Source organism: Lentibacillus populi (genome assembly GCA_014642895.1).
GTDB lineage: Bacteria > Bacillota > Bacilli > Bacillales > Amphibacillaceae > Lentibacillus_C > Lentibacillus_C populi.
Genome location: BMJD01000011.1, coordinates 1 through 23,218 on the forward strand (window position 1 = coordinate 1; position 23,218 = coordinate 23,218).

Annotated in this window: 24 protein-coding genes and 3 pseudogenes; 11 read left to right on the forward strand and 16 right to left on the reverse strand. The window is 39.9% G+C overall.

Features of this window, described 5'->3' with window-relative positions:
* A pseudogene (locus tag IEX12_RS08745) lies at window positions 1-275 on the reverse strand (hypothetical protein); the annotation flags it as partial.
* 443 nt (window positions 276-718) lie between these two features.
* Window positions 719-1,336, reverse strand: coding sequence for a hypothetical protein (locus IEX12_RS08750; protein WP_088049342.1), 618 nt, complete (start codon window positions 1,334-1,336; stop codon window positions 719-721).
* Between the two features lie 415 nt (window positions 1,337-1,751).
* On the opposite strand from IEX12_RS08750, the gene IEX12_RS08755 reads away from it, so the two are divergent.
* The 5 genes from IEX12_RS08755 to IEX12_RS08775 all read left to right on the forward strand — a co-directional run bounded on the left by IEX12_RS08755 (window position 1,752) and on the right by IEX12_RS08775 (window position 3,434).
* Complete coding sequence (locus IEX12_RS08755) at window positions 1,752-2,285, forward strand: GNAT family N-acetyltransferase (protein WP_088049341.1); 534 nt, start codon at window positions 1,752-1,754, stop codon at window positions 2,283-2,285.
* 137 nt (window positions 2,286-2,422) lie between these two features.
* Window positions 2,423-2,647: a YrvL family regulatory protein gene (locus IEX12_RS08760; RefSeq protein ID WP_230856177.1), complete on the forward strand. Its 225-nt coding sequence runs from the start codon at window positions 2,423-2,425 to the stop codon at window positions 2,645-2,647.
* A 24-nt stretch (window positions 2,648-2,671) separates the two neighbouring features.
* Entirely contained in the window at window positions 2,672-2,881 is a 210-nt protein-coding gene (locus IEX12_RS08765) for a hypothetical protein (protein ID WP_088049340.1), read from the forward strand.
* A gap of 55 nt (window positions 2,882-2,936) precedes the next feature.
* A complete protein-coding gene (locus IEX12_RS08770) occupies window positions 2,937-3,116 on the forward strand; it encodes a hypothetical protein (protein WP_088049339.1) in 180 nt (59 codons plus the stop codon).
* Window positions 3,117-3,254: 138 nt separating this feature from the next.
* Window positions 3,255-3,434, forward strand: coding sequence for a hypothetical protein (locus tag IEX12_RS08775; RefSeq protein ID WP_188724959.1), 180 nt, complete (start codon window positions 3,255-3,257; stop codon window positions 3,432-3,434).
* Window positions 3,435-3,691: 257 nt separating this feature from the next.
* Here IEX12_RS08775 and IEX12_RS08780 read toward each other — a convergent pair whose 3' ends face one another.
* From IEX12_RS08780 to IEX12_RS08805, 6 genes are all read right to left on the reverse strand, one after another.
* The gene (locus IEX12_RS08780) at window positions 3,692-3,886 is read right to left on the reverse strand and encodes a type II toxin-antitoxin system PemK/MazF family toxin (RefSeq protein WP_088049338.1); all 195 of its coding nucleotides are present in this window, start codon (window positions 3,884-3,886) and stop codon (window positions 3,692-3,694) included.
* A gap of 1 nt (window position 3,887) precedes the next feature.
* Window positions 3,888-4,034, reverse strand: coding sequence for a hypothetical protein (locus tag IEX12_RS08785; protein ID WP_188724960.1), 147 nt, complete (start codon window positions 4,032-4,034; stop codon window positions 3,888-3,890).
* A 3-nt stretch (window positions 4,035-4,037) separates the two neighbouring features.
* Window positions 4,038-4,526, reverse strand: a complete 489-nt coding sequence (locus tag IEX12_RS08790) for an ABC transporter permease (RefSeq protein ID WP_088049337.1) — start codon at window positions 4,524-4,526, stop codon at window positions 4,038-4,040.
* A 24-nt stretch (window positions 4,527-4,550) separates the two neighbouring features.
* On the reverse strand, window positions 4,551-4,838 hold the full coding sequence (locus IEX12_RS08795; protein WP_088049336.1) for a hypothetical protein: 288 nt from the start codon (window positions 4,836-4,838) through the stop codon (window positions 4,551-4,553).
* Window positions 4,838-5,137, reverse strand: a complete 300-nt coding sequence (locus IEX12_RS08800; RefSeq protein ID WP_088049335.1) for a DUF2089 family protein — start codon at window positions 5,135-5,137, stop codon at window positions 4,838-4,840. Before IEX12_RS08800 ends, IEX12_RS08795 begins: the two co-directional genes overlap by 1 nt.
* Window positions 5,138-5,309: 172 nt before the next feature.
* Window positions 5,310-6,875, reverse strand: coding sequence for a BCCT family transporter (locus IEX12_RS08805; RefSeq protein WP_088049334.1), 1,566 nt, complete (start codon window positions 6,873-6,875; stop codon window positions 5,310-5,312).
* A gap of 459 nt (window positions 6,876-7,334) precedes the next feature.
* On the opposite strand from IEX12_RS08805, the gene IEX12_RS08810 reads away from it, so the two are divergent.
* Entirely contained in the window at window positions 7,335-8,210 is an 876-nt protein-coding gene (locus tag IEX12_RS08810; protein ID WP_088049333.1) for an ATP-binding protein, read from the forward strand.
* A 15-nt stretch (window positions 8,211-8,225) separates the two neighbouring features.
* Entirely contained in the window at window positions 8,226-10,148 is a 1,923-nt protein-coding gene (locus IEX12_RS08815) for a vWA domain-containing protein (protein ID WP_102415685.1), read from the forward strand.
* Between the two features lie 66 nt (window positions 10,149-10,214).
* Here IEX12_RS08815 and IEX12_RS08820 read toward each other — a convergent pair whose 3' ends face one another.
* The gene (locus tag IEX12_RS08820) at window positions 10,215-10,514 is read right to left on the reverse strand and encodes a hypothetical protein (RefSeq protein ID WP_088049331.1); all 300 of its coding nucleotides are present in this window, start codon (window positions 10,512-10,514) and stop codon (window positions 10,215-10,217) included.
* Between the two features lie 271 nt (window positions 10,515-10,785).
* Here IEX12_RS08820 and IEX12_RS08825 point away from each other — a divergent pair, with 271 nt between their 5' ends.
* Together IEX12_RS08825 and IEX12_RS08835 are read left to right on the forward strand one after the other, a co-directional pair.
* Entirely contained in the window at window positions 10,786-11,181 is a 396-nt protein-coding gene (locus tag IEX12_RS08825) for a helix-turn-helix domain-containing protein (protein WP_088049330.1), read from the forward strand.
* Between the two features lie 39 nt (window positions 11,182-11,220).
* Window positions 11,221-11,729, forward strand: a pseudogene (locus IEX12_RS08835) (Rpn family recombination-promoting nuclease/putative transposase).
* Between the two features lie 311 nt (window positions 11,730-12,040).
* Here IEX12_RS08835 and IEX12_RS08840 read toward each other — a convergent pair.
* The 6 genes from IEX12_RS08840 to IEX12_RS08865 form a co-directional block, all read right to left on the reverse strand.
* Window positions 12,041-13,288: a YeeE/YedE family protein gene (locus tag IEX12_RS08840; RefSeq protein ID WP_088049327.1), complete on the reverse strand. Its 1,248-nt coding sequence runs from the start codon at window positions 13,286-13,288 to the stop codon at window positions 12,041-12,043.
* Window positions 13,289-13,470: 182 nt separating this feature from the next.
* On the reverse strand, window positions 13,471-14,613 hold the full coding sequence (locus IEX12_RS08845; protein ID WP_088049326.1) for an ABC transporter permease: 1,143 nt from the start codon (window positions 14,611-14,613) through the stop codon (window positions 13,471-13,473).
* Window positions 14,614-15,732 carry an ABC transporter permease gene (locus IEX12_RS08850; RefSeq protein WP_188724961.1) on the reverse strand — a complete coding sequence of 373 codons (1,119 nt, stop codon included), beginning with the start codon at window positions 15,730-15,732 and terminating at the stop codon, window positions 14,614-14,616.
* Window positions 15,733-15,749: 17 nt separating this feature from the next.
* Window positions 15,750-16,688 carry an ABC transporter ATP-binding protein gene (locus IEX12_RS08855; protein WP_088049324.1) on the reverse strand — a complete coding sequence of 313 codons (939 nt, stop codon included), beginning with the start codon at window positions 16,686-16,688 and terminating at the stop codon, window positions 15,750-15,752.
* Window positions 16,689-16,815: 127 nt separating this feature from the next.
* A complete protein-coding gene (locus IEX12_RS08860) occupies window positions 16,816-17,940 on the reverse strand; it encodes a sensor histidine kinase (protein ID WP_088049323.1) in 1,125 nt (374 codons plus the stop codon).
* Window positions 17,941-18,582: a response regulator gene (locus IEX12_RS08865; protein ID WP_371871291.1), complete on the reverse strand. Its 642-nt coding sequence runs from the start codon at window positions 18,580-18,582 to the stop codon at window positions 17,941-17,943.
* Between the two features lie 311 nt (window positions 18,583-18,893).
* Here IEX12_RS08865 and IEX12_RS08870 point away from each other — a divergent pair, with 311 nt between their 5' ends.
* Complete coding sequence (locus IEX12_RS08870; protein WP_102415686.1) at window positions 18,894-19,742, forward strand: C40 family peptidase; 849 nt, start codon at window positions 18,894-18,896, stop codon at window positions 19,740-19,742.
* Between the two features lie 281 nt (window positions 19,743-20,023).
* On the opposite strand, the gene IEX12_RS08875 is transcribed toward IEX12_RS08870, so the two are convergent.
* Entirely contained in the window at window positions 20,024-21,196 is a 1,173-nt protein-coding gene (locus IEX12_RS08875) for an MFS transporter (RefSeq protein WP_088050929.1), read from the reverse strand.
* A gap of 943 nt (window positions 21,197-22,139) precedes the next feature.
* Here IEX12_RS08875 and IEX12_RS08880 point away from each other — a divergent pair.
* Window positions 22,140-22,880 (forward strand): annotated as a pseudogene (locus IEX12_RS08880) (MerR family transcriptional regulator).
* The last annotated feature ends 338 nt before the right edge of the window (window positions 22,881-23,218 follow it).

The window sequence follows — 23,218 nt, forward strand, 5'->3', positions numbered from 1 at the left end:
ATTTTTTTCAGTTCGTCCAGACTTTTTAATTGAGCCTTGGCAGCTTGAACAGCACTATTAGCGTAATAGTCGTCCAATTGATATTTTTCCTTGACGTGTACATGGATCGATTTTTCCCGTCTACTCTGGCCCGAACGCTTTTCCTTGACCAAGGTATTCAAGACGAACTGTTTTGCACGGTTGAAGCGGGAAAGGGCATCGAAAATAGCTTCAACAAATGAATTGGAAAGCGTATTTTTATAGATTCGATCGGAGAAATATGCCTTTGTGCTCATCCCTTAAAAGCCTCTTTTCTTCCATCTATGCCTATTATCACACGAATACACGTTCTTGTCAACTTCAAAAAGTCTCCCTTGGAGAGGCGATTCATCCCCTACCTACTCATTGAGTTTCACCCTATACATTCCTTGAGGAAGGGGTCTTCTCGCCAACGGAAGATAAATTCAATGGAGGCACCCTTCTCTAGCAATTTTAAAGTTACTTTCCTTTTCTCTTCAGCTTTTCCCCATAAGAAATCGGGATCTCCATAATTTTATTCGACGCATCCATGTGTTTGATTTCATCCTTCAATTATTTTTCTTCGTGTTCATTTAATTTTAAGTAACGTTCAAAAAGTCCGTAGACCTGCTTTGTTTCGTGGATCCAATTTCATTTTGACTAACCTTTTCCGTTTGGATCCCCACTTCCTACTATAAACAATCTAACCCGAAATCACCTGCTAAACCACATCGATATACTCCCCCAACGTATCTGTTGTAAAGTACTCGGCAATCCCCTTTTTTCCAAGAAGATAGGATACTATTTCATCATTGGTTAAACCCAATTCTCTTAACCCCCGCACAATCATTGTTAAATAGGAGGCTGAAGGCTTGTTGAATGTTGTTCGGTCCATCGGCGTGTTTGCTGTAAATGTAAACATCGGAAATCCGTCTTCTTCGCCAAGATAAAGAAGGCTTCCATACCATCCATCCGTTATGGTTTGCTTACCCTTTTGCAGCACCTGCTGCAACTCTACTAATAAGCCGGGCTGATTATTTTCTTGGGCAACAACCTCTGAGAATTGCTCGGCGGTAATCAAATATTTCCGGGCATACGTCCGATCCGTATAAACTGGCCTGTCCCCAATAAACGCTACTCCGCCATCACCCCATTTGCTCCGTTCTTTGGCAAAATATAGCGGGTACGGCAACTCCACCTTTTCACTTCTTTTCGGCGGGGTTTTATCCGTGCATCCGCATTCTTTTGCTGTCGATCCTTTTGGGGTATCTCCGTATATATAGCACAGAAAACGATCTTCGCAAATATTGGAACCATAGCTTACGTACCAAACATCCATTCATATCTCCCCTGTCGTACGGTAGTTTTGTAATAATTATAAAGCACGCTACCGATTTTAATCCAGTTACACGAACTTCTCATTGACGACACCAATTCATGGGTATAATATGTGACTAAAAAAGAGTCTTTTCATGAAACGCATTCAGGAACAATGGAAATCTATAAGGTTTATCAGGATGGCAAGGTGTTAAGAAATAAAAAGTTGTAAAATTTATAATAAGTCATTTAATTCACAAAAAGGTGGTTTGAATGCTGTGTGCTTACGAGAGATATATGGTACTGTTTAAGCAAAGGGTTATTCAAGAATGGAGCCAGATTATGAATAAACTTAGTAAAACGTGAATTTATAAAGTTTAGGATAGCTTCTAGGACTACCATGTTTTCCTAGAAGAATTATAGATGGGGGGAGCCTGATGAAAAACTCTATTGTGTTACGTGCAGTAGATATCGGAAACGCAGAAGACTTATCGTTTGTAAAAAATGCAGCACAGTTATTACAGGAACTCGTTTCAAACGGTGCAGCAATTGGGTGGGTTGATCCACCCTCAACAGAAGAGGTGGCTAGCCTACTTCGAGAGTTGGCCATTGCAAGTGAAAATAGTGACGCATGCCTAATTGCGATTTGGGTCGATCAAGATCTTGCGGGTGTTGGGTACTGGAGACGCTACAATCGTCCGACTCATCATCCCCATGCCGACATAGAAAAGGTGGCAATCGATCCACGGTATCAAGGTCGTGGCTTAGGTCACCAACTCATGAATCAATTGATTTCCGCTGCTATCAATGCTGGGATCGAGGTGCTAACGCTTGACTTTCGTGGTGACAATACGCGGGCCGCAAAACTGTACAAATCTCTAGGATTCACAGAATACGGTCGATTGCCCCGTTTTGTTGCCGTCGGTAATGCCCGATATGACACAATATTCTATGCCCTTGATCTGCGATAATCCAGAAATGGGCACGCTAATCGAATAAAGGACGTCCTTCTGAATTGTGCCGTTTTGTTGAAGTGAATCTGTAAGCATTTTATAAAAATAGCTTAATTAAATTCTTTGTTCTTGATTTAAGGAGAGTTGTTATTTACATGTCTGAACATAATGATGATTCATTTCGTGATATGAATATGAAACAAAAAATAGGAACAGTTGTGGGAGTAACACTTTTCATAGCCGTAGTATCAGGTTTTATTATAGGGATTTACCTGTTTGGGATGGCGGGTATTTTTGAATTGCTTGGTATTCAATACACATCTGTTTGGTCATTGATTATTTTTGTTGTCAGTTTTTTTATTCTTAAAAACTCACCGTAAGTGCAGGAAAGGAGTGTATTTATTATGAAAAAAGGTATGATGATATTTTTACTTGTTGTAAGCGTATCAATTTTACTTATGGGATGTGGTACAGGAAAGAAAAACGATGATAGCGGTCTTGCAGATAGCTTTGAAAAAACGCAAAAAGTTGAAGTATTCTCATCAGATGGTTCTGATGTTACAACAATTTCAGACGATAATGATATTGAAAACTTTGTTGATGCGTTAAATTGATAAGTAGGATTCAGCGGATATCCCTTCAGGAGCTACTAAAGGAAAAAGATTTAAAATGTATCAAAAGGATACTGTTAAACTAGGCGAGTCAGAAAAGCAAAAAGATAATTTAAATGAAGTTGCTGCTATGACAACATACAAAGATCTTCCTTATATTGAATTTAGTGTAAAAAGTTATTCATTTAATTTCAAGGTGCCAGAAGAGGTTGCTGAATACTTGAATTCAAAGCAATAATAATTACCGCAAACTGGGGCAATTATGGAATAAGAACGCGTCCTTTAACTGAACAATAGGACCAGGCTATGGAGGAACTGCTATCTTTAAAGTTGGATTTTTACGCTAAGGCGAAAATATATGAAAGGAGTGTCGAATATGTCATTAACCATTATTATCATAGTAACAACGCTTATCTGGATTGCGGTATCTCGAGAGGCTGTAAAACCTTCAGAAGAGATAAACTGGCGAAAAACAATAACTTTAATGTCAACAGGTTCCTTACTGACACTAGTCCTGACCATTTCACTCTTTCAAGACATCCCATTTTTAAAATAGTTTTTGTTTAAGTTGCCACAAACGGCCGCAATTGTTGAAGAGATATAAGAGGATCACCCATTGTATTGATGATATGGGTGATCCTCTATTTTATGTCCACGTAAAATAAGCACCAAAACAGAGCAAATTAAATACTAACTTGATAAGCTATTCATCGAATTGAAGTTCTTCATAAAGATAAGTATGTATCACCTATTCGAGCACTTCTTGTTTTCCAATTCAAATCACCTGATCACTAATGATTACACCCTCAACCGCTAAACCTTCAGGAATGGGACATCGAACCCCCATTCCCTTTCTGTTCTGCTGATGGGACAAACGGATGGATAACCAGTAACTCCATTAAATTTTTTGGTTGACAGAACAATTGCGAGTCTACGTTCTGCTTGCTCTGTTCCTGTTCGAGGATTAAAGTCAAAATAAATTAAATCCCCTCTATCTGGAACTTGCATATTATAATTCTTCCTTTCCAACTGATTCGCTAAAAAATTCTTCGTGTGGATTCTCTCCTGCACAATTCGCTAACAAATCATCCAATGATACTGTCGCGATTAAGCCGATAAATGGCAGCGAAATACCAAAAAGAATACCCGAGAACATCGTTCATTTTGTCTTTGGGATCAAGGTTGAAATGAGCAGAACAAAGCTTACAATGTAAAACAAGAATATTAGGGATTGAAGATAGTCTTTTAGAAACCATGAACCAGAAATGATCAATAATATGGAAAAGGATACGGATATGACAACAACCCAAAATAACAACGTGCCTAAAAATTTCCCGAGCAAAATTTGTAATCTGGACGTCTTTGTTACGAGTAAACGCATCGTTCTCATTTCTACTTCCCTGTTTATCGAATCGTGGGATATTGCAAAAGCAAATAAAAATCCGAATACCAGGACAATCAATGCAATTGCGGCAGTATATACTGACCCTTCCTCCCCGCCATTTTCGAGAATTTTGTTGATCAACGCTTGATTGTTATCCGCAAATTTAGCAAACTGGTAAGAAACGAACGTTATGAATAAAACAATGATAATAGACCTTATACTTCTAAAAGAATCAATAAATTCCTGTTTTAGTATATGAATCATTTTTCTACTCCTTTCTGTGATTACCTATTGCATATCGTAGGTTTTCATTTTATTTAATTCTCTTATTCTTTTTTTCTTTAATGACTCTCTTCCTTCAATCCATCCACCTAGTAAAATAGCCAATCCGAGAATAAATGCGAAATAAAAATCAGAGGTATCTCCATCTTTTACTTTTGCAAATACCCAGCCCCACATGAAGACCGTAAAAATGATTGGTAAGATGGCACCAAAATAAGCTCTTTTTCTTGTTGAAAGAAAATGTTGAATTACAAGGGTTAAAATCGCGAATATAATATTGTAAACATATTCCATCACTTGTCACCTTTTTCCTTTTTATATTTCTCAATAATCAACTTCGCATCCTCTAAACTAATGCGATCATCAATCGAAAGTCCCTTAATAAATTTCACAAAGTCCTCGTTATCCGCAGCATCATTTACTGTTATTTTCTGAATTAGCCTATCCAGCCTAATTCGTACAGTTGGATAGGAAACATCATAGATTTTGGCGATTTCCTTTAAGGAGCCTGAATTCAATACAAACTTTTTAATGAATTCCATATCTTCTTCATCTAAAGCCAAAATCCAATTTGGCACATTTTTAATATCCATCCCTTTACTCCTTTCATTTTCTAAATATAGTTTAACATATTTATTAATAAAGTAAAACGAAAAATAAATATTATTTAAGTTTATTTGTATATTTTATTTAATAATAGTTACTCAACACAAAAAAATCCTGTTTTTGAAAAGCTAATCAAAAACAGGATTTTGTATAATATCCTTAGTATTCTCGCTTTTTATCTCTCCTAACATTATTCACCCAGGCTCTATCCTCATCCATCATTTTCTTCGCCGCATAAATCGTCAGAAACTGGATGACGATAATCGGGATACCCATGATTCCGGAGAGAACTTCCAGTGGATCCAGACCGCCGATGCGCATTAATAGCAAGGCAAGCGCGGTAATAATTGCCGCTACAATAATACGTACCGATTTTGACGGCTCGGCTTTACTCATATTCTGTGTACCCGCATACGTGGCAATGGTATACGTCGTAGAATCAAGTGTTGTCGTCAAAAAGATCGTGGCGATGATAATAAATGCCGCAATCATAATCGATGAAAAAGGCAGCGAGTTTAATATTGCAGGAATAGCTGCCATTTCATCTTCAGCGACGATATCCAGTACTGACACTTCGCCGGTCAAATACCGGTGAACACCAAGACCTCCGAGGATACCGGTTGCTACCCATGATATCATCGTCGGCGCTAATAAATATGTCAAAATCATTTCTTTTATTGTCCGCCCTTTTGATACTTTTGCTGCGAAAACACTGTGTAGCATTGCCCACGTCGCACTGTAGGCATACCAGAATACGGTATTTGTTTCGATAAATGTACTGCCGTTCAGATCCAGGGAATTGGTATAAAACGATAAATCAACATAATGGGAAACGAGAAATCCAATCGTATCGGTAAAGTAATTCAAAATAAATATTCCCGGCCCAAAAAGCAGGATTCCCAGTGCAAAAATAGCTGCCAGGTACATGTTGAGCGTACTTAACTTTTTAATTCCTTTTTCAATCCCCAGGTAGGCGCTTGTTGAAAATAGACAAACCCAAATAATCGTTACAATTAAGGTCAGGCCAAACGTGATGTCAATATCAAATAACTCTGCAACATTATAGGTCACAATCGGTGCGCCAAGTCCCAGGGTTACCGCTGCCCCAGCAAGTATACTAATAAGAAAAATAATATCTAGAATTTTCCCGCCGATCCCATCGGTGAATTGGTCACCAAATATAACGCGACATGCTTCCGATATCCGCATCATCGGGCGTTTCCGAACGTGCAATATGTACCCCATTGCTGGCGCCGCCATCACGAAGATTGCGAATACTTGCAGATTCCACATAAACATGCCATACGCATTTCCCCACATCAATGCGTCAATAGATTGCGGCTCAACTCCCAAGGGCGGGTCATTCGCCACGGTTGCCCACTGAACCATCCCTGTCCGCATGATGGTCGAACCGAGCCCCATCGCAATCAAAATGGACGCATATTCGAACAACGTAAATCTTGGTTTCTCATTCGGATCACCGAGTACCACATCCCCATATTTGGAAAATGAGAGAAATAGTCCGGCGCCAACCAGAATAATCGTATACCAGATATAGCCCCATTTAAAGTTAGCCACGATACTTTCAAATATGGTGTTCATTAATTCCAGCGATCCGCTTTCATTTAATGAAAATGGGATGCTGATCGCTATAATAATAATCAATGAGGGCAGGAAAATACGATAGTCAATCAGCCCTTTTCTATCTTTTACTCTTTCTTTCATACTCAATGAAACCACCAACTCCTCATATATTTTTTCTTTATTCTGTATCCGTTTATAGTCTTTCTTAAACGGGTCTTTCCATACAAGGGGACGAAATTGATAGAATCCTGCCTAAACCCGACTGAGATTGGGAAGTTGAGCGCTAATCAGAGTGGATTCGGCGTATTTTCTAGTTTGTTCAGCACTAATCTGGGCGGGTTCAGCACTTTTCCAGTCATGTTCAGCGTATTTTGAAAAAATTGTTCAGCACTAATTCAGACGGGTTCAGCACTTTTCCAGTTTGTTCAAGCACTAATCCAGTCATGTTCACATAATCAGAGCAAGTCCGCGAGGTGCACAATTTTAAGCGTGTTCGACGCAAAAATCGATCAAGAAACCGATCCCTTTATCTCCCATTACACATCCATTGCCTTCCCTCCCCACAACCTTTACAATGATCAGTGTGAAAGGAGTCTAGCAATGAACACAAACTACAACCTGCCTGAACAGATAAAGAACATGCTGCAAACAACGAAACGGAAAAATAACCACACTTTGCAAAACCTTATCGGGGAAGGCGGCTATGTTCCACCACATATCGATTTGGTCATTGACGCGATTTCCGCCTTAAGCCTGGGGAAAAATATTTTACTAAAAGGTCCAACCGGGGCTGGGAAAACAAAATTTGCGGAGACGCTATCCAATATGTTCTATCAGCCGATGTATAGCATTAACTGTTCGGTCGATTTGGATGCAGAAAGCTTGATGGGCTTTAAAACGTTGGCATATGAAAATGAAAAACAAGTAATTGAATTTGTACCGGGCCCAGTTACAAGCGCAATGATGCATGGAACTTTTTTATATATTGATGAAATCAACATGGCAAAACCGGAGACATTGCCGCTTCTAAACGGGGTGCTTGACTACCGGCGAACCGTTACCAATCCGTTTACGAATGAGATCATAACAGCCAAAGAAGGTTTTAATGTCATTGCTGCGATCAACGAAGGTTATGTTGGTACCGTCCCACTGAATGAGGCATTGAAAAATCGCTTTATCGTAATTGACGTTCCGTATTTGGAAGGCAAACAGCTCAAGCAATTGATCCAAACGAATACAAGGCTAGCCAATGAAACGACAATTGATCTATTTGTGAAACTGTCTGCGGATCTCATTCAGTCTGTCTATCAAGGCAAGCTGTCTGAAGATGCCGCATCGATCCGTGCGCTGCTTGATGCGTGCGATCTGAGCACATTAATCCCTGCAAAACGGGCAATTATCCGGTCGATTGCAGATAAACTGGAGGAAGAGCGCGAACGGAAATTTGTCAGTAATATAGCAGATACACTGTTTTAGAAAGGAGCATGCTGGATGGTGGACAACCGGTGGATTAATACAACTATCGATACGAATCTGTTTCTGCAGTTACAAGATTTAACGGCAGTATTATCCGGAAATGCGGATTTTACCTTTGAATACACGTATGGGTCATCAATCGATATCATTGATCATAAAGTGACTGGCAGCAGCCTTTGGGATATGGATAAACGGGACATCAAGGAATCTGGCTATAAGACGGATATATTTTTGCGAACAGAAGGGACATTGCATCACACCCATGTCCCTTCTTTAAAAGCGTATTTGCAAGATATGGATGAATCGAAGTTGTTAAAATTCGCCATCCAGCTCGTCACATTATTGGAGGATATTAGGCTAGAGGAAATGATAAAAAGGGAACGACCTGGGACGAAACGGGACTTTGCCATCCGTACCAAGTATCTCAAACACTATTTTGCGACACAATTAGCGACAAACGTGACAAGAAGCTATGCCCTTGATGAACTATTCTGCCTCATTTATTTATTATTACAAGCAAATGAGCCCGATCCAGCTTTTCCTCAGGCAAACACAGCCCAGCTTGATCGTCTGGAAAGCCTGAAACCGCTCCTATTTGCAAGCTTTGAAGCGAAAACGACCGCCGATATTACCGAAATCGCCTATAATATAGCATTTTCACTAACAGATCAGAACAAAGACATGGTCAATGACTATTTTACGTTTCCGATTTCTCATATAGAGCACTTGACACAGAACACGTTGTTTGATGAATTAACCCGGACAGACGAGCTGGCGAACCAGAACACGGAAGAAGTGGATGAAGAAAACAACAAGTATTTCGATCAGCCCTTCTCCACGTGGCATCGGGAAAACCAAAATAGTGACCGGAAGCAAAATTTTCTCCAATTCGAACTGGAGGTTGGCACGAAGACAAACATCCGGGGCGGTGCAGCACGCGAAACCGAGGATGCTGATCAAGCGATGGGCAGTGTTCAGGGTGCTTCCGGAAATAGTAAACGTAACGACTATTCCGAATTAGAATCACTAGAAAAACAGGAGGATAAGCGGTCGGGAAATGAATCCAGTGACCGTATTTATGGTGAGGAAAACAAACATGCCGTCGCAATCGAAAAAAATGCAGGAACGTCATCTAACGCTGATCTGGATTTATATCGACAATACGTCCAAGAGATTGAGCCGTTCAAACGGAAGCTCGCGGCTACCATTGAAAAAACAATCGAACACAAAAAGAATGCTCCGAGAAAGGATTTGGTTATTGGCCGGCTTTCCAAGAAATTGTTGCCGCTTGTTATCGACGAAAATCCGCGCGTGTTTTATAAGAAAAGTCAGGAATCAAGTGACATGGACGCTGTATTCACCCTGCTTGTTGACTGTTCCGCATCAATGCACAATAAAATGAATGAAACGAAACGAGGGATTGTCCTATTTCATGAAGTATTAAACCAATTAAAAATTCCTCACGCCATTGTCGGTTTTTGGGAGGATGCCAATAAGGTGAAGGAAAATTACCAGCCGAATTTTTTTCACCGAATCCATTCCTATGACGATTCTTTCTACAAAAACGACGGAGCAAGGATCATGCAACTCGAACCGGAGGAAGACAATCGGGACGGCTTCAGCATCCGTGTCATGACGAAGGAATTAGCCGCTAGAAGAGAAAAGAACAAGTTCCTGCTCATCTTTTCCGACGGTGAGCCGGCAGCTTCGGGATATGATCAGAATGGCATTGTCGATACGAATGTTGCGGTTGTGGAAGCACGTAAAAAAGGCATTGAAGTTATCGGTATGTTTCTTGCAGATGGCGTGATTGACGAGCATGAAGATGCCACGATGCAGAATATTTACGGGAAAGAACGCTTGATGATCCCGAGTGTTGCCGAGCTGCCGGAGTTGTTTGCACCGTTGTTGAAGCGACTATTGTTGAAGGTAATTTAAGAGAACAGTCCCTTCCGCTCCGTTATAGCGCCATGGGACTGGTCCCGACTTAAAAACGTTCTATATTTATTGATTAACCTCGTCCTCTTCACGAAAATATTCAAAAATAGGTTGAAGATTACTAACCGCTTCTTCCTCAATACTACCTATATTTACGATTGAATAATCCAATAATGTTATCAGCGATTTTAGTTTCCTTTGCATTATTCCTTCTTTAAGCATGAAAGACGCAGCATCCGAATGAACCTGCATTTTGTCAACTAATTCTTTTAAGAACTCCAACGCACCATATGCTATTTCTGTTTCTGACTTAATTTTAATCAATTGACTGTCCAATTCAAACGCAAGTTCCCGATACCTTTTCATTATTTACCCGCTCCTCTTTTATACCCCTTTGATACTTGCAAACCTGGCACCTTAGTAATCCAGCATAACGGTTGATTAATCAACCGTTATGCAAAAAAATAGATGCGTGAACAGTAGCAGCTTTTAGTTATTTCACTTCTCCTCCCTATTTATTTGTTAACTATAGTATAGAATTTTTCGGTTGATTTGTCAACCGATTTTATAGAATTGTTTGCTCAACTTACCATTATAAAGTAAACTTAGTATATAAATTCAAAAAAGAGGTTTTCAAATGGACTTTGGAACATATATTAAGGAAATTAGGAAAAGTAAAAATGTTTCATTAAGGGAAGCTGCGAGACGTTCGGGGATATCCCATCCCTATTTGTCACAAATTGAGACAGGAAAAAACACGAAACCTACTCCTACTATTATTAAAAAACTTGCCTATGGATTGAACGTTCCATATATGCAATTAATGGATAAGGCCGGTTATACTGATTATACCTATGATACTATTGCGGAAACGTTAGATGCAGATAATCACTTAGATAAAAGTCAAGATTTATATGTTTTATTAAATAGGGAAGATGATTTGTATTACAGAAATTATTTACTAACCGATGACGATAAAAGCTTTTTGATTAACATTTTGGAGAGAACAGTTCCCAATAAAAAGTCAAATTGAAGAAGTAAAAAAGTAGCTTAAAATATATGTGAGCGGACTTTGTTTTACTGGTCCAAATTATATACGGCAGGATTTAAGAAAAGCAAGGATTATCAGGAATTAAGCCGGACAATTGCCATAAACCTCTTAGGATTTAATGTTGATACCGCAGCTGACTTTCATTTTTGTTATCAACTTCTAAACAAAAAAACAAAAAACGTTTGACGGATAAATTGGAAATCCACTTTATCGAAACATTAGAATTCATGGATTTCATAAAGAATATAGACCTTCATAACCCGCTGCACCGATGGCTGATCTTTCTAAAAGTTGATAACAATTTGCTTTTGAAGGTGGTAATTTCAATGGATAAAAACATTACCGAAGCAGAAGAAAAGCTTAGCGCTCTAAACCTCGATAAAGAACTCAAGAAAGCGTGTGGTGTCAGGGAAAAAGAGATAAACGACGAAATAACCCGTATGCGCGGCGCTAGAGATGAAGGGAAGATAGAAGGAAAAAGAGAAATAATTGAAGCAATGAGAAAAAACGGCATCACAGACGAGATATAATCAAAATGACCGGGCTTAGCCCACATGAATTAAAATTAATAAGCAAAAGAGATTTATGAACATCCTGATATTTATAAAAATCCTTCACACCGGACACGCATCCCGTATGAGGATTTTTCTTTTAAACAAAACTACAATAGCGAGGTGTTACAAGTAGCTCAGCTCACTATATCAATAAACTAGTAAATATCCCAGGGTTCATGTCTATAATATTTCATTTGCTAGTGATCAATGAATTGTTTATTTTCAGGTCGCACCAACCCAACCGGTTCACCATCGTATCACAACAAACTTGTATATGGAAAAATGAATCAACAGAACGAATCATTTTTGCGTGGATTTTTAAGTCCGAAAATTTTCCGGAAATATAAACCGAAATAGGATCCTGCGAGTGCCATCACCATCCAAACCCAGCCATGCAGACTGAATGAGGCAATCCCGCTAAAATAGGCACCAATGTTACAGCCAAATGCCAGTCTTGCACCGTAACCCATCAGAAGACCGCCGATAATCGACGAAGTAGCTACACCAGGTTTGATTTTTCCCGGCTTGAAATTGCCCTGGAAAGCAGCGGCAATAAAGGCACCAAGGATAATTCCAAAGTTCAATACACTTGTAGAATCGGCAAGTACGGTTTGCTGAAGTGCCTGTGTATTGTCTTGCCAATACGACCAGCCTGCGACATCGACACCGAAAAATTGCAGGAATTTGGATCCCCAAAGGACGAAAGCAGACGTAACGCCCCAAGGTGTCCCTCTTACAGTAAGCACCAGTGCATTAAGTACAGCGAGAACAACACCCGCGGTTACTAGCGGCCATGCACCGCGCCATAATTTTTTGACTCCTGCTGTTGTAGCGAGCGGCTTCATTTGTGGCGGTTTTCTCTTATTAGCAATTTTTACTGTAACACCATAAATACCAAAGAAAATAAGCAGTTGCACCAGCAATCCGCCAAAATAGCCCAAGCCAGTTGATTCAGCTAAAGAAAGTGGTGGCAGTGATGGCAGGTCAAGCCAAAAACCAAGGTGATATGCCCCAATGACAGATCCGGCAATAAAGCTAATCAACGTGAGTACCATGGAAGACTTTCCGCCACCCAAATTATATAATGTTCCGGATGCACAGCCATTTCCCATTTGCATACCGATGCCAAATAGGAAAGAACCAACAATGATACTAACTCCGACTGGCGAAATATTTCCTGTTGGCGTTTCTCCGGTAAAACTGAAACCAGTACTTAAGATAATGGCAAATAATATAGATGCTACGGCAAGCATGATCATGTGGGCTTGCAATCCTTGCACATTACCCACTGAGACCAATCGTCTAAAGGCTGAAGTGAAACCAAAACGTGCATGCAGTAATGTAACCCCCAAAGCGATGCCTAGCAAATATAAAACTCCTTGTACGGCGCCCGAACTAATAACAATCATTGCTAATAATATAATGGCCGCGATCGAACCAATCCATACAAATGGCCGTTGAATCGGGTCAAGATTTGTTACGATCGTTGTTGGCTGTTTTTTCTCATAATGTAAAGCGTGTGCTTCTTGTGCCATCCCAATTCCTCCAATTCTGATAAAATTACTTGTATTTAATAGTAACGATTATTGTAATACATTTTTGCGGGATTGTAAATAGTCAGTCCCTACCCCCGTTATATTCATGAACGCTCCTTCCACCTCATCCATAAAAAATCCTCCATACCGGGCACGTTACCCGTATATGGAGGTTTTCTCTTTTAAATAAAACTCTTCGTGCTATTATTGCGGCTAAATTTATATATAGCGATGAGAAAAAATGCAGCTGCAAAAGCGAATAAAATTAAAATGTTTAAATACAAACTGCCAAAGCTGCTCCCTTCCTGCAGTTTCGTCAACGTATCCAACGTCCAGCGCTGCGGCAGAAACTCGGATATTTTCTGAACCGATTCCGGCATGACTTCTACCGGCCAAAAACAACCCGACAACATGACAGTCGGCATGATAATCAAATTAGTTAGGGCATTTGCTGCACCCCGGCTATTGGAGAACGCTACAATAACCAACGACACTCCAACCGAGATCAGCGAAAATATCGCCATCACCAGTAACGCCTTCCAAAGGGAAATATTTAAATCAATATGAAAGACATAGGACAGAAAAGCAAGCGTAATAACGACTTGAACGAGCATGACCATCATATTGACAAGTACATTGGAAAAAATATATTTTCGTGCCGAAATTGGTGTGGACAATAATCGAAAGTATGTGCGATTTGCCTTTTCCGCCAAAATAATTTCTGATAGGTTAGCGGCTGATATCATCATGATCATGATCAAAAAACCAAGGGCAGACAATGTCATCGATTTGCTGGTAGATGAATCCTCAAGCGCAGTCGTATTCAACTGAAAGTCCGTTTGCTTATAATCATGATACAAGCTGCTAAATGTATCCAGTTCCCCTTCAGCTGCCTTGCTAAGCGCAGTCAGGTTATCGATATACTGATACAAATATGATTTGACAAAACCTGTAACACTTTCCCCTTTAATCGATGTCAGGTCAAGTGAATCTGGTTCTCCAGTTAACACACTTTCGGAATAGCCTTGTTCAAAGGTAATAACACTGTCAACCTTTCCCGATATCACATGTTCCTTTACATCTTCCTCCTGTATTTCCTTCACCCTGATATTGTCTAGTCCTTTTAAAAAGGAAATCGTCTCCATAGAAATTTGCTTATTATCATGATTGACCACACCAAGGGTCAATTCACTCCCTTGATCTCCGTTAGCAAGTAGCGCAATAAAGATGCCTACAAGTGGTGTGACCAAATATAATAAAATATTTCCCTTTTTTCGGAATGTGGTCCGTAATGTTTTACGCATTAACCATAAAATATCTCCCATTTATATTCCCTCCCCCCGTCGAAATGATGCCGTCGAAATCAGTAAAAATAGGAAGGCAAGCCCAATATTCATGACGATCGCTGGCATTATGAAAGATGAATCATTTGCATAAACGAGATTGAAAACAGCTTTATTTTCCAATGTCAGCGGAGACAGGCTGCTGATAACTTTTAATATACCTTCTGGATTCTCAATTGGAAAATAGGCCCCTCCAAAAAGCGATGCCAACTGGACGACAATCAAGACCACCATTGTTGGCGCTGCAGGCGTTTTGATTAAAAAAGAAACCCCAACTCCAAAGCTAACGGCAAAAATGATTTCTGTCAGCAGTACGAGAAATACCAAGCCCAAATGCTCTCCCCAATTGGCATGAAACACAAGCTTACTAAAGGCGACCACCAACATAATACAAGCCATATTAATGACAATACTGCCCATTACTTTGCCAATAAAAATGTCCCGTTTATGAATTGGTGCCACGATTAATCGGCTCGCAGTTTTACGCGAACGTTCATGGGCAATCAGTTGACTTCCCGACATGGCCGCATACAATGCAATCATCGTTGTCATTACAATCGCATAATAATCCATCGAACCAGGTTGTTTTTTCGGTACGAGTGCATGATCATCGATGTAATCATGTTTGACTGCATTCGAAAATACGATCTCAGCCTTTTCAGGAGCCACCTTGGTAATCTCAGACACCAGATTGTACCGGTCCACAAAAGAAGCAAGTGCCCCCTGTAAAATACTTCCTTCTATACTACTTTGATCATTCACAAATAGATGAAATCCCGACTGATCGACAGAAACGTACCCATCCACTTTTCCTTGCTCCACCTGTTCTTTACCGTTCATACCATCCGAGAGCGGTTTAAAATGAATCCCTGATTGTTCCACTTCCTCTGTAAATGCCTTAAACGGTTCAGAAAGGCTGTCATTCGTATTCTCATACAACACATCCATATCATCAATCGAAATATCTTCGTTGAATGCTCCCGTCAATGCCGTACCAAGCACAAGCATGAGTACAATGGGGAAAGCAAGCATAAATACCAGTGTCCGAATGTCACGAAATTCATGTTTGATTTCCTTCCAGGCTATTTGCAGCATGTTCATCGTATTTGCCCCCTTCGTTACGAATCCCGTAAATTTCTGCCGGTCAACGTTAAAAATACCGTTTCCAAATTTGGTTCCTTTTCATCGAGTGACCGGATTTCTAATTGATTACGGATAAAATAGTCAATGATTTGATTTAAGTTGTTCACGCCTAACTCTGTATGAATTTGTACCGTATTTTCATCCACTTTTACGTCTGTCACCCCTTGGATCTTATAAATAGTATCCACGTCAATCGCTTCTTGCGACTTTACCTCGATAAAGATAAGTTTGGAATCTGTAATGAGCGATTTTAGTTGCTCCTTCGTTCCTTCTGCTATAATTTTTCCATGATCGATAATCGCAATCCTACTGCATATTTCCTCAACTTCTTCCATGTAGTGACTCGTATAAATGATCGTGCATCCCATTTCATTCAGCTTGTGGACCGACTGCAATATATATTTTCTCGATTGCGGATCAATCCCGACAGTTGGTTCATCCATAATAATCAATTTCGGCTGATGGGCAATGGCACAGGCGATATTTAACCGACGCTTCATCCCGCCGGAAAATGTTTTGGGATAACTTTTCTGCTTTTCGGTTAGACCGACAAATTCCAACGCTTCTACCGTCCGATCGTGCAACTCACCACCGCGCAAGCCATACAAACCAGCGAAAAATTTCACATTTTCATAGGCGGTTAAATCCTCATAAATTGCTATTTCCTGAGGTATCAGTCCGATATGCCGCTTGACAAACTCGCTATCTTTGCTCGTTTCTTTCCCCAGAATCATGATTGATCCTTTGTTTTTGCGCAAAAGGCCGGTGATCATATTGATCGTCGTACTCTTACCAGCTCCATTCGACCCCAGAAAACCAAATATCTCTCCCTCCGCAATCGCTAGTGACATGTCATCAACAGCGATAAAATCATCAAATTTTTTCGTCAGATCTTGTATTTCTAAAATATTCATCTCTTCACCTCTCCGATTGGTGTCAGTTGTCAATAAGACTGCACTTGCTTTTTTATTGATGCTTTAATTATAAAAAAAAGAACGCACTGGCATAAGTGCATTCTTTCATGACTTGATATGAAGTTTTTCATGATTTACCTTCATCTTGTTGAATCGGCAGCAGGGTTGTCACAGAAAATCCGTCATTGCCATCAATAATGATTTTTCCGTCGAGCGTAGCTGTTCGTTCTTCCATCCCGATAATTCCCAGCCCCTTTTCGATTTTAGCTGCGCCCTTGCCATTATCCTTCACAACAATCCGAATCAGCTTATTCAGGACGTTTACATCAACTGCAATCAGAGTACTCGCCTCCGCATATTTCAACGAATTGGTAAGTGCTTCTGTCACATTCTCTTGGATAATCTTCCACTGCATGTGTGTAATTCGGTCCATATTCCCTCTATAGGTCAGCATAGTACGCTTATCGTGTCTGGCTTGAAATTCATCAATATACAGTTTTAAACGGTTAATCCCCACCTGCTCGATTGACGGTTTCAGATTTTTTAATGTCAATCGAATGCTCTCAATGCCGTCCTGGGTAATCCCAATCGCATTTTGCAATAATTGTTCTGCTTTTTCCTGATCGCCTCTCATAAGCCTTTTCGCTGCTTCCATTTGAATAAGCGCTCCCGTAATCGCATGACCGATATCATCATGAATCTCCTGGGAAATTCGGTTGCGTTCCTCCAATTTAAACATATAAGCAGATTGCTTCATATACGCATCATTCTCATTGATTTGTTTCATCAGTTTTTGCTGCATGATCCGCATTGCATCCAGCTGCTCTTCCTTTTTTACCAGCTTTTCGTGAAAAAATTTCCCCATTGTATATGTAAAAAATGTATAAATTGCTATTAATACATATATCGCTCTTATTTCTTGCTGCACGTAAAAGACAGGAACAATGGCCAGAATAAAAGACAAAATTGTGCGCGTCTTCCATTTATCCAGCAATTCCACAACTGATAATGGTAGCAGCAATATAAATAATGCACTTACATGAACATTTCCCATGATTGACAAAGTCATGGAAAAAAGTAAAAACAGGGTAACAAGCACCTGCCGGGATGAAAGGTGCAAGCAAATATTGATGCACAGATACAATAAGAGCAAAAGCACTGCCCAGGAAAGACCGATCGTTTCCTGATAAATAAGGGTCAGCCCCATAAAGAAAATAAGGATCAGCTTATTGAGAATCGCCCATCTTTCCATCTAATACACTTTTCCTGTTAAGTAATAAACGGCAATTTGCGTACGGTGCTTCAACCCGGTTTTCCCCAAAATGGTGGTGATATAATTGGCCACCGTTCCCCCTGAAATATACATATGTTCAGCTATTTCCTTGTTGGAATAACCCTTCGCAATAAAAGCCATAATTTCCAGTTCCCGCTTGGTAAATAAGCTTGTGTCGATCTTTACCTCAGCAACCTGTTCGTTATTGGATAGGCTTGATTTAAGCTTATCCAGCATTTCATCCTGGATAATGCTTGTGCCATAATAAACACTTTTGAGAGCATCGCGTATCCGCTCAGGGTCATTATTCTTCAGCAAATAACCTTTCGCCCCATTTTTGATGGCACCAAGTATGTATTCATCATCATCAAACGTCGTTAAAATGACTGGCTTTGTTCCCGTGGTATCCACAATCTGCTTTGTCGCTTCCACCCCGTTCATACGGGGCATCCGTACGTCTAATAAGGCAATATCGACATCATGGTTCTTGCAATATTCCACAGCTTCATCCCCGTCATTCACCAGTACCAGCACTTCAAATTCTTCATAGGTTGATAGAATGATATTCAGTCCTTCCCGGATGAACGAATTGTCATCCGCGATAATTAGTTTAATGGCCACAAGCATCCCTCCCGTTGGTATGTTTATTTCGAACGTATCTAATTTACATAAATCATAATGGAAACGGGGATGTTTGGCAACGTCACGAAACACAATTGTACCCTTGCATACGAAGAATCCATTTCGTTCAACAGATAGCCGTTCACAGATATTTAAAAGTCCATAATGCAGACTTCAATACTATAGGATTACATTTTGTCATATTTTGAAATGAACTGTAATTAAATTGTATCCTCTTTCTAATCTAATAATCTATATAATTTGCTAGAATAGAATCTAGTAATCAAAAATACACCAAGGGAGAGTACATAATGTTAAACAGGAACCATTCTTTAAAAAAGTATATAGTATCTACAGGTTTTGTCACGTCACTCGCATTTACACCAGTGGTCGCCGGAAGTGTTTTTGCTCATGGTGCAGCACCAAATGAGAGTACAAGCCAAAACAATGCAACCGTTAATGAAGCAGCTGGTAATGAGGAAGCTGCACCCGCTGTTACCATAAGTTCAGATCTTATTTCAGCGGGTGACAGAGGTAAAGCTGTTACGAATGTACAATCAGCATTAAATAACCATGGTTACAATCTGAATGTTGACGGAATTTTTGGACCAAATACGGATAATGCTGTAAGAGATTTTCAACAGGATAATGCTCTTGCAGTCGACGGAATTGTCGGACCAGAAACGAAAAAAGCTCTAAATACTGCATCTAACACGGAGGAAGAGGAGTTAACCATTACCGAGGCACCTACCCAGCAAACAGAATCTGCAACAGTAAACACTTCATCTTCTTCAGCGTCTGATGTTGTTTCGATTGCCGAAAGCTTGGTTGGTACCCCTTATCTATTTGGCGGAACAACGCCTGAAACAGGGTTTGACAGCAGTGGTTTCGTCAACTATGTATTTGAACAAGTCGGCATCTCATTAGACAGAACCCACGCTGAAATGTGGGAAAATAATGGTACGCCTGTAGATAACCCAAGCCCTGGCGATGTTGTATTTTTCCAGAATACGTATAAAGACGGTGTATCTCACAGCGGTATCTACATTGGCAACAACCAAATGATTCATGCAGGTACAGAAGAAACAGGGGTAGAAATTGCATCTTTGGATAACAGCTATTGGCAAAGTCATTATCTTGGTGCAAAATCGTTTCAATAGACAAGCCCAGTATTGAATTAAACACCTTCCAGTTGAAATTCCGTACTATTTTTCCACTGGAAGGTTTTTTTAGAGTCCCACTACAATGATGCATGCCTTTCCCCCAAAGCTGGCACCTATCAAGTCCTTTTTCCCAAGGCACGTAAAAATTCAATTAAAAGTTTTGCAATTAAAGGTTTTGTATGAAATTCCAAAAAAATGCAGGTGCATGAATCAATATCATGCGCCTGCTCTCGTTTTGTTCGTAACATTGGTTTTTCACTTTACAAATTGTATAATTTTTACGCATGATCTTTGGCGAGGTCCTTCCACGCAAAGGTTATGCCAATACCTACTGCCAGTAAAATAGCTGCAAAGTAAAAAGGATAATCCAAATCTATATCAAACAAAAGCCCGCCAATTACTGGACCAATCACGTTACCAATACTCGTAAACATGGAATTCATACCGGCAACAAAGCCTTGCTCGTTTCCCGCAATCCTTGACAGGTAATTGGTAACAGCCGGACGCATTAAGTCAAAGCCGACAAAAATGGTTACCGTAACAGCCAATATCGTGTAATATTCGTGTACAAGAGTCATTAAAAATACCAAAACGGTCGAGAAAATCAAGCAGTAACGGATTAAACGAATCTCACCAAACCATTTGATAAAATAGCCAAAGAAGACGACCTGAAATATCGCACCCAATATACCGCCACCAGAAATCATAATCGCAATATCTGTCGGTGTAAAACCAAATTTGTGGTCAGCAAACAATGAGAACAACGATTCAAACGATGACAGGCCAAACGAAAATATAAAGATAATCAAAAAAGAAATGAGATAAACTGGTGCGAATATCCGCTTCCAGCCTGTTGTTTGTGCTCCTGGTATCTGCTGTACATCATCATGGTGCCGCTCAGGCTCACGTAGCAGAATAACCGATAGTACAACTGCTACCAACGCGAAACCAGCAGCAAAGAAAAACGGCACTCTCGTTCCAATGCCTGCCAAAAAACCGCCTACTCCTGGTCCAATGATAAATCCAGTGTTAATGGCTGCTGACATATACCCAAGTGCCTTCGGGCGATATTCGAGTGACGTAATATCGGCAATGTACGCTGTAACGGCGGACATGATAAAAGCTGCACTAACACCACCAAACATGCGGGAAATGAACAGGACAACAACATCCTGCCCGATGCCGAACAGAAATTCAGAAAAAGCAAAGATAACTAATCCAATCACAATCATTCTTTTTCGTCCCAAACGATCCACCCATCTCCCAGCAACCGGTGAAGCCAGTAGCTGCAAAAAGGCAAATGCTGCAACAAGATATCCAACAATCGAACCGGATAAATGTAATTCATTCATAATGGTTGGTACAACGGGAATAACAAGACTAATCCCCAAAAATGCCAAAAATAAATTTATTAATACAATGACAAGTGCCATCGTTTGTTTTTTCTCCATACCATGTTACTCCTTTTATAAACTGTAAAACATAATTTAAACCTTCACATAAGGGAGAGTCAAACTTTTTTATCCTGTTGTTTTTGTTTTTACAGATAGAATAAACGATTACTTACAGTATGCGTGAAATTGTAAAAAACATGATCATACATATCAGGATGAAAATAACTTTCTGAACTTATCGTTTCATCCATTTAATCCAATCATGATTGTACTATATTTTAGTTCAAAAGGTCCTTTACGACGACTTTATTTTTCGTAAAAAAGGCAAATAGCACCTGCTACCAACAAACAATAACTGTTCCAAGCATCCTCAGCAGACTCTTGGACAGCCCTATGTCAAAAACAATATGAATCCTTATTACTGTAAAAAAGTTAAGGAGGATTAGGACTAATTTCGATCCAATAATTAATCGGGGATAAGGAGTACTCTTTTGTGGATACCTGAGGAGTTCTTATCACCTGAATTGCTTAATATCCATCTCTATGAATATACTTTATTTATGCAGTGTTTTGGAGGGCATATCAAGAGTGAGTGATATACTCTTTGACAAGCCGAAATTGTTATTCTGAAGTGCGAGAAATCCCCTGATTATACACAATACTTCGAACTTGATAATCAAGTGGCTGATGAGGACATTCATCGTTATGAATGAAAAATATTTCATAATCCTCCCGTCTAGTTTCTCTAGGATTTCCGTTATGTCGGGTGCTTATATGGAAGAGAACACGGAGGAAAATAATGTTGGAGATGACTTCGACTTCGGCCTTGAAAGGATCTTGGATGGGATTGAACAGTATCTAGGCTCGAAAAAGGGACAGCAGTCCTTCTATGATTTGCTAGTCAGGAAAAGGCAATTTTACAAGAACGTTAGAAAAAATTCATTTAACTGTTGACCCTCCTCTTGGGGAAGCCTTTAAAGTACTAAATGAGGTGGTTAAAATGCTTTACACGGTAAAAGAAATGGCTAAATTCGCAAATGTAACGATTAAAACACTTCATCACTATCACAAAATCGGCCTTTTATATCCATATAAGGTGAGTGAAGCCGGCTATCGCCTTTATGGAATGAAAGAACTCGAACGGCTGCAGCAAATTCTATTTTATCGAGAATTGGATTTTCCCCTCAAAGAGATCAAAAACTACTGGATGGTGGGCCTGACCGAATATCCGTCTTGTCCGGGCAGAAGCAGCTAATTCTTGCCCGTAAACAAAGACTGGACCAGCTCATTCAAACGCTGGATGAATCCATTCGGCATGCTCAGAAAGGAGAAATTATGGATCAATCAGCAATGTTTAACGGTTTTAAAAGCGAAGAGGAATGGAAGGCGGCCTTGTCGGAACAAAATGCGCATCTCAAGCAAGAATACGACTTCGATTTACTTGGAAAAAACGCGAGACGTTCCATCCATGAATGAAGCGGCGTTAGAAGCTAAACATTTTCAGGACGCGATGGCTAAGTCGCTAAGGGAAGGATTAAGCGTTAACGACGAAAAGGTAGAGCAGCTAATCCGTGAACATCTTGATTTTCTGAATCAGCATGGACATGAAACTAAGGCAATCGATTTTGTAGCCCAAACCAGGTTCTTCTTACACGATGACTTTCATCTTAACATGCTGGAGAACCAGCAGACGGGCCTTGCCTATTACCTCTGTATCGCGGCAGAAGCGTTTGCTTCCTAAGATGATTTAGAACAAAACAGCGACTTCTGTAACAATAAAGATCCAATCTACCCTGCTTAAATAGGGAGATTGGATTTTTTGAATTCTGCCCCCTATAAACTGGATGAAAGACTCTTTTCTTGCTATCCAAACGAGATTGGGCGCTCATCTAGAAAACAACCCAAGGCTATTGAAGATAGATGTATGCTATTATGTGCAAAGCATTTTCTCAAACTAAAAAACCGCATATTGGCGGGTGATAACATGTACTTATAATCTTTATTACACTATTTACAGAATCACCGTACCGTGCTAATCTTGTAAAAAAGGAGGGAATTTTCAAAATGGTTATGATTTAT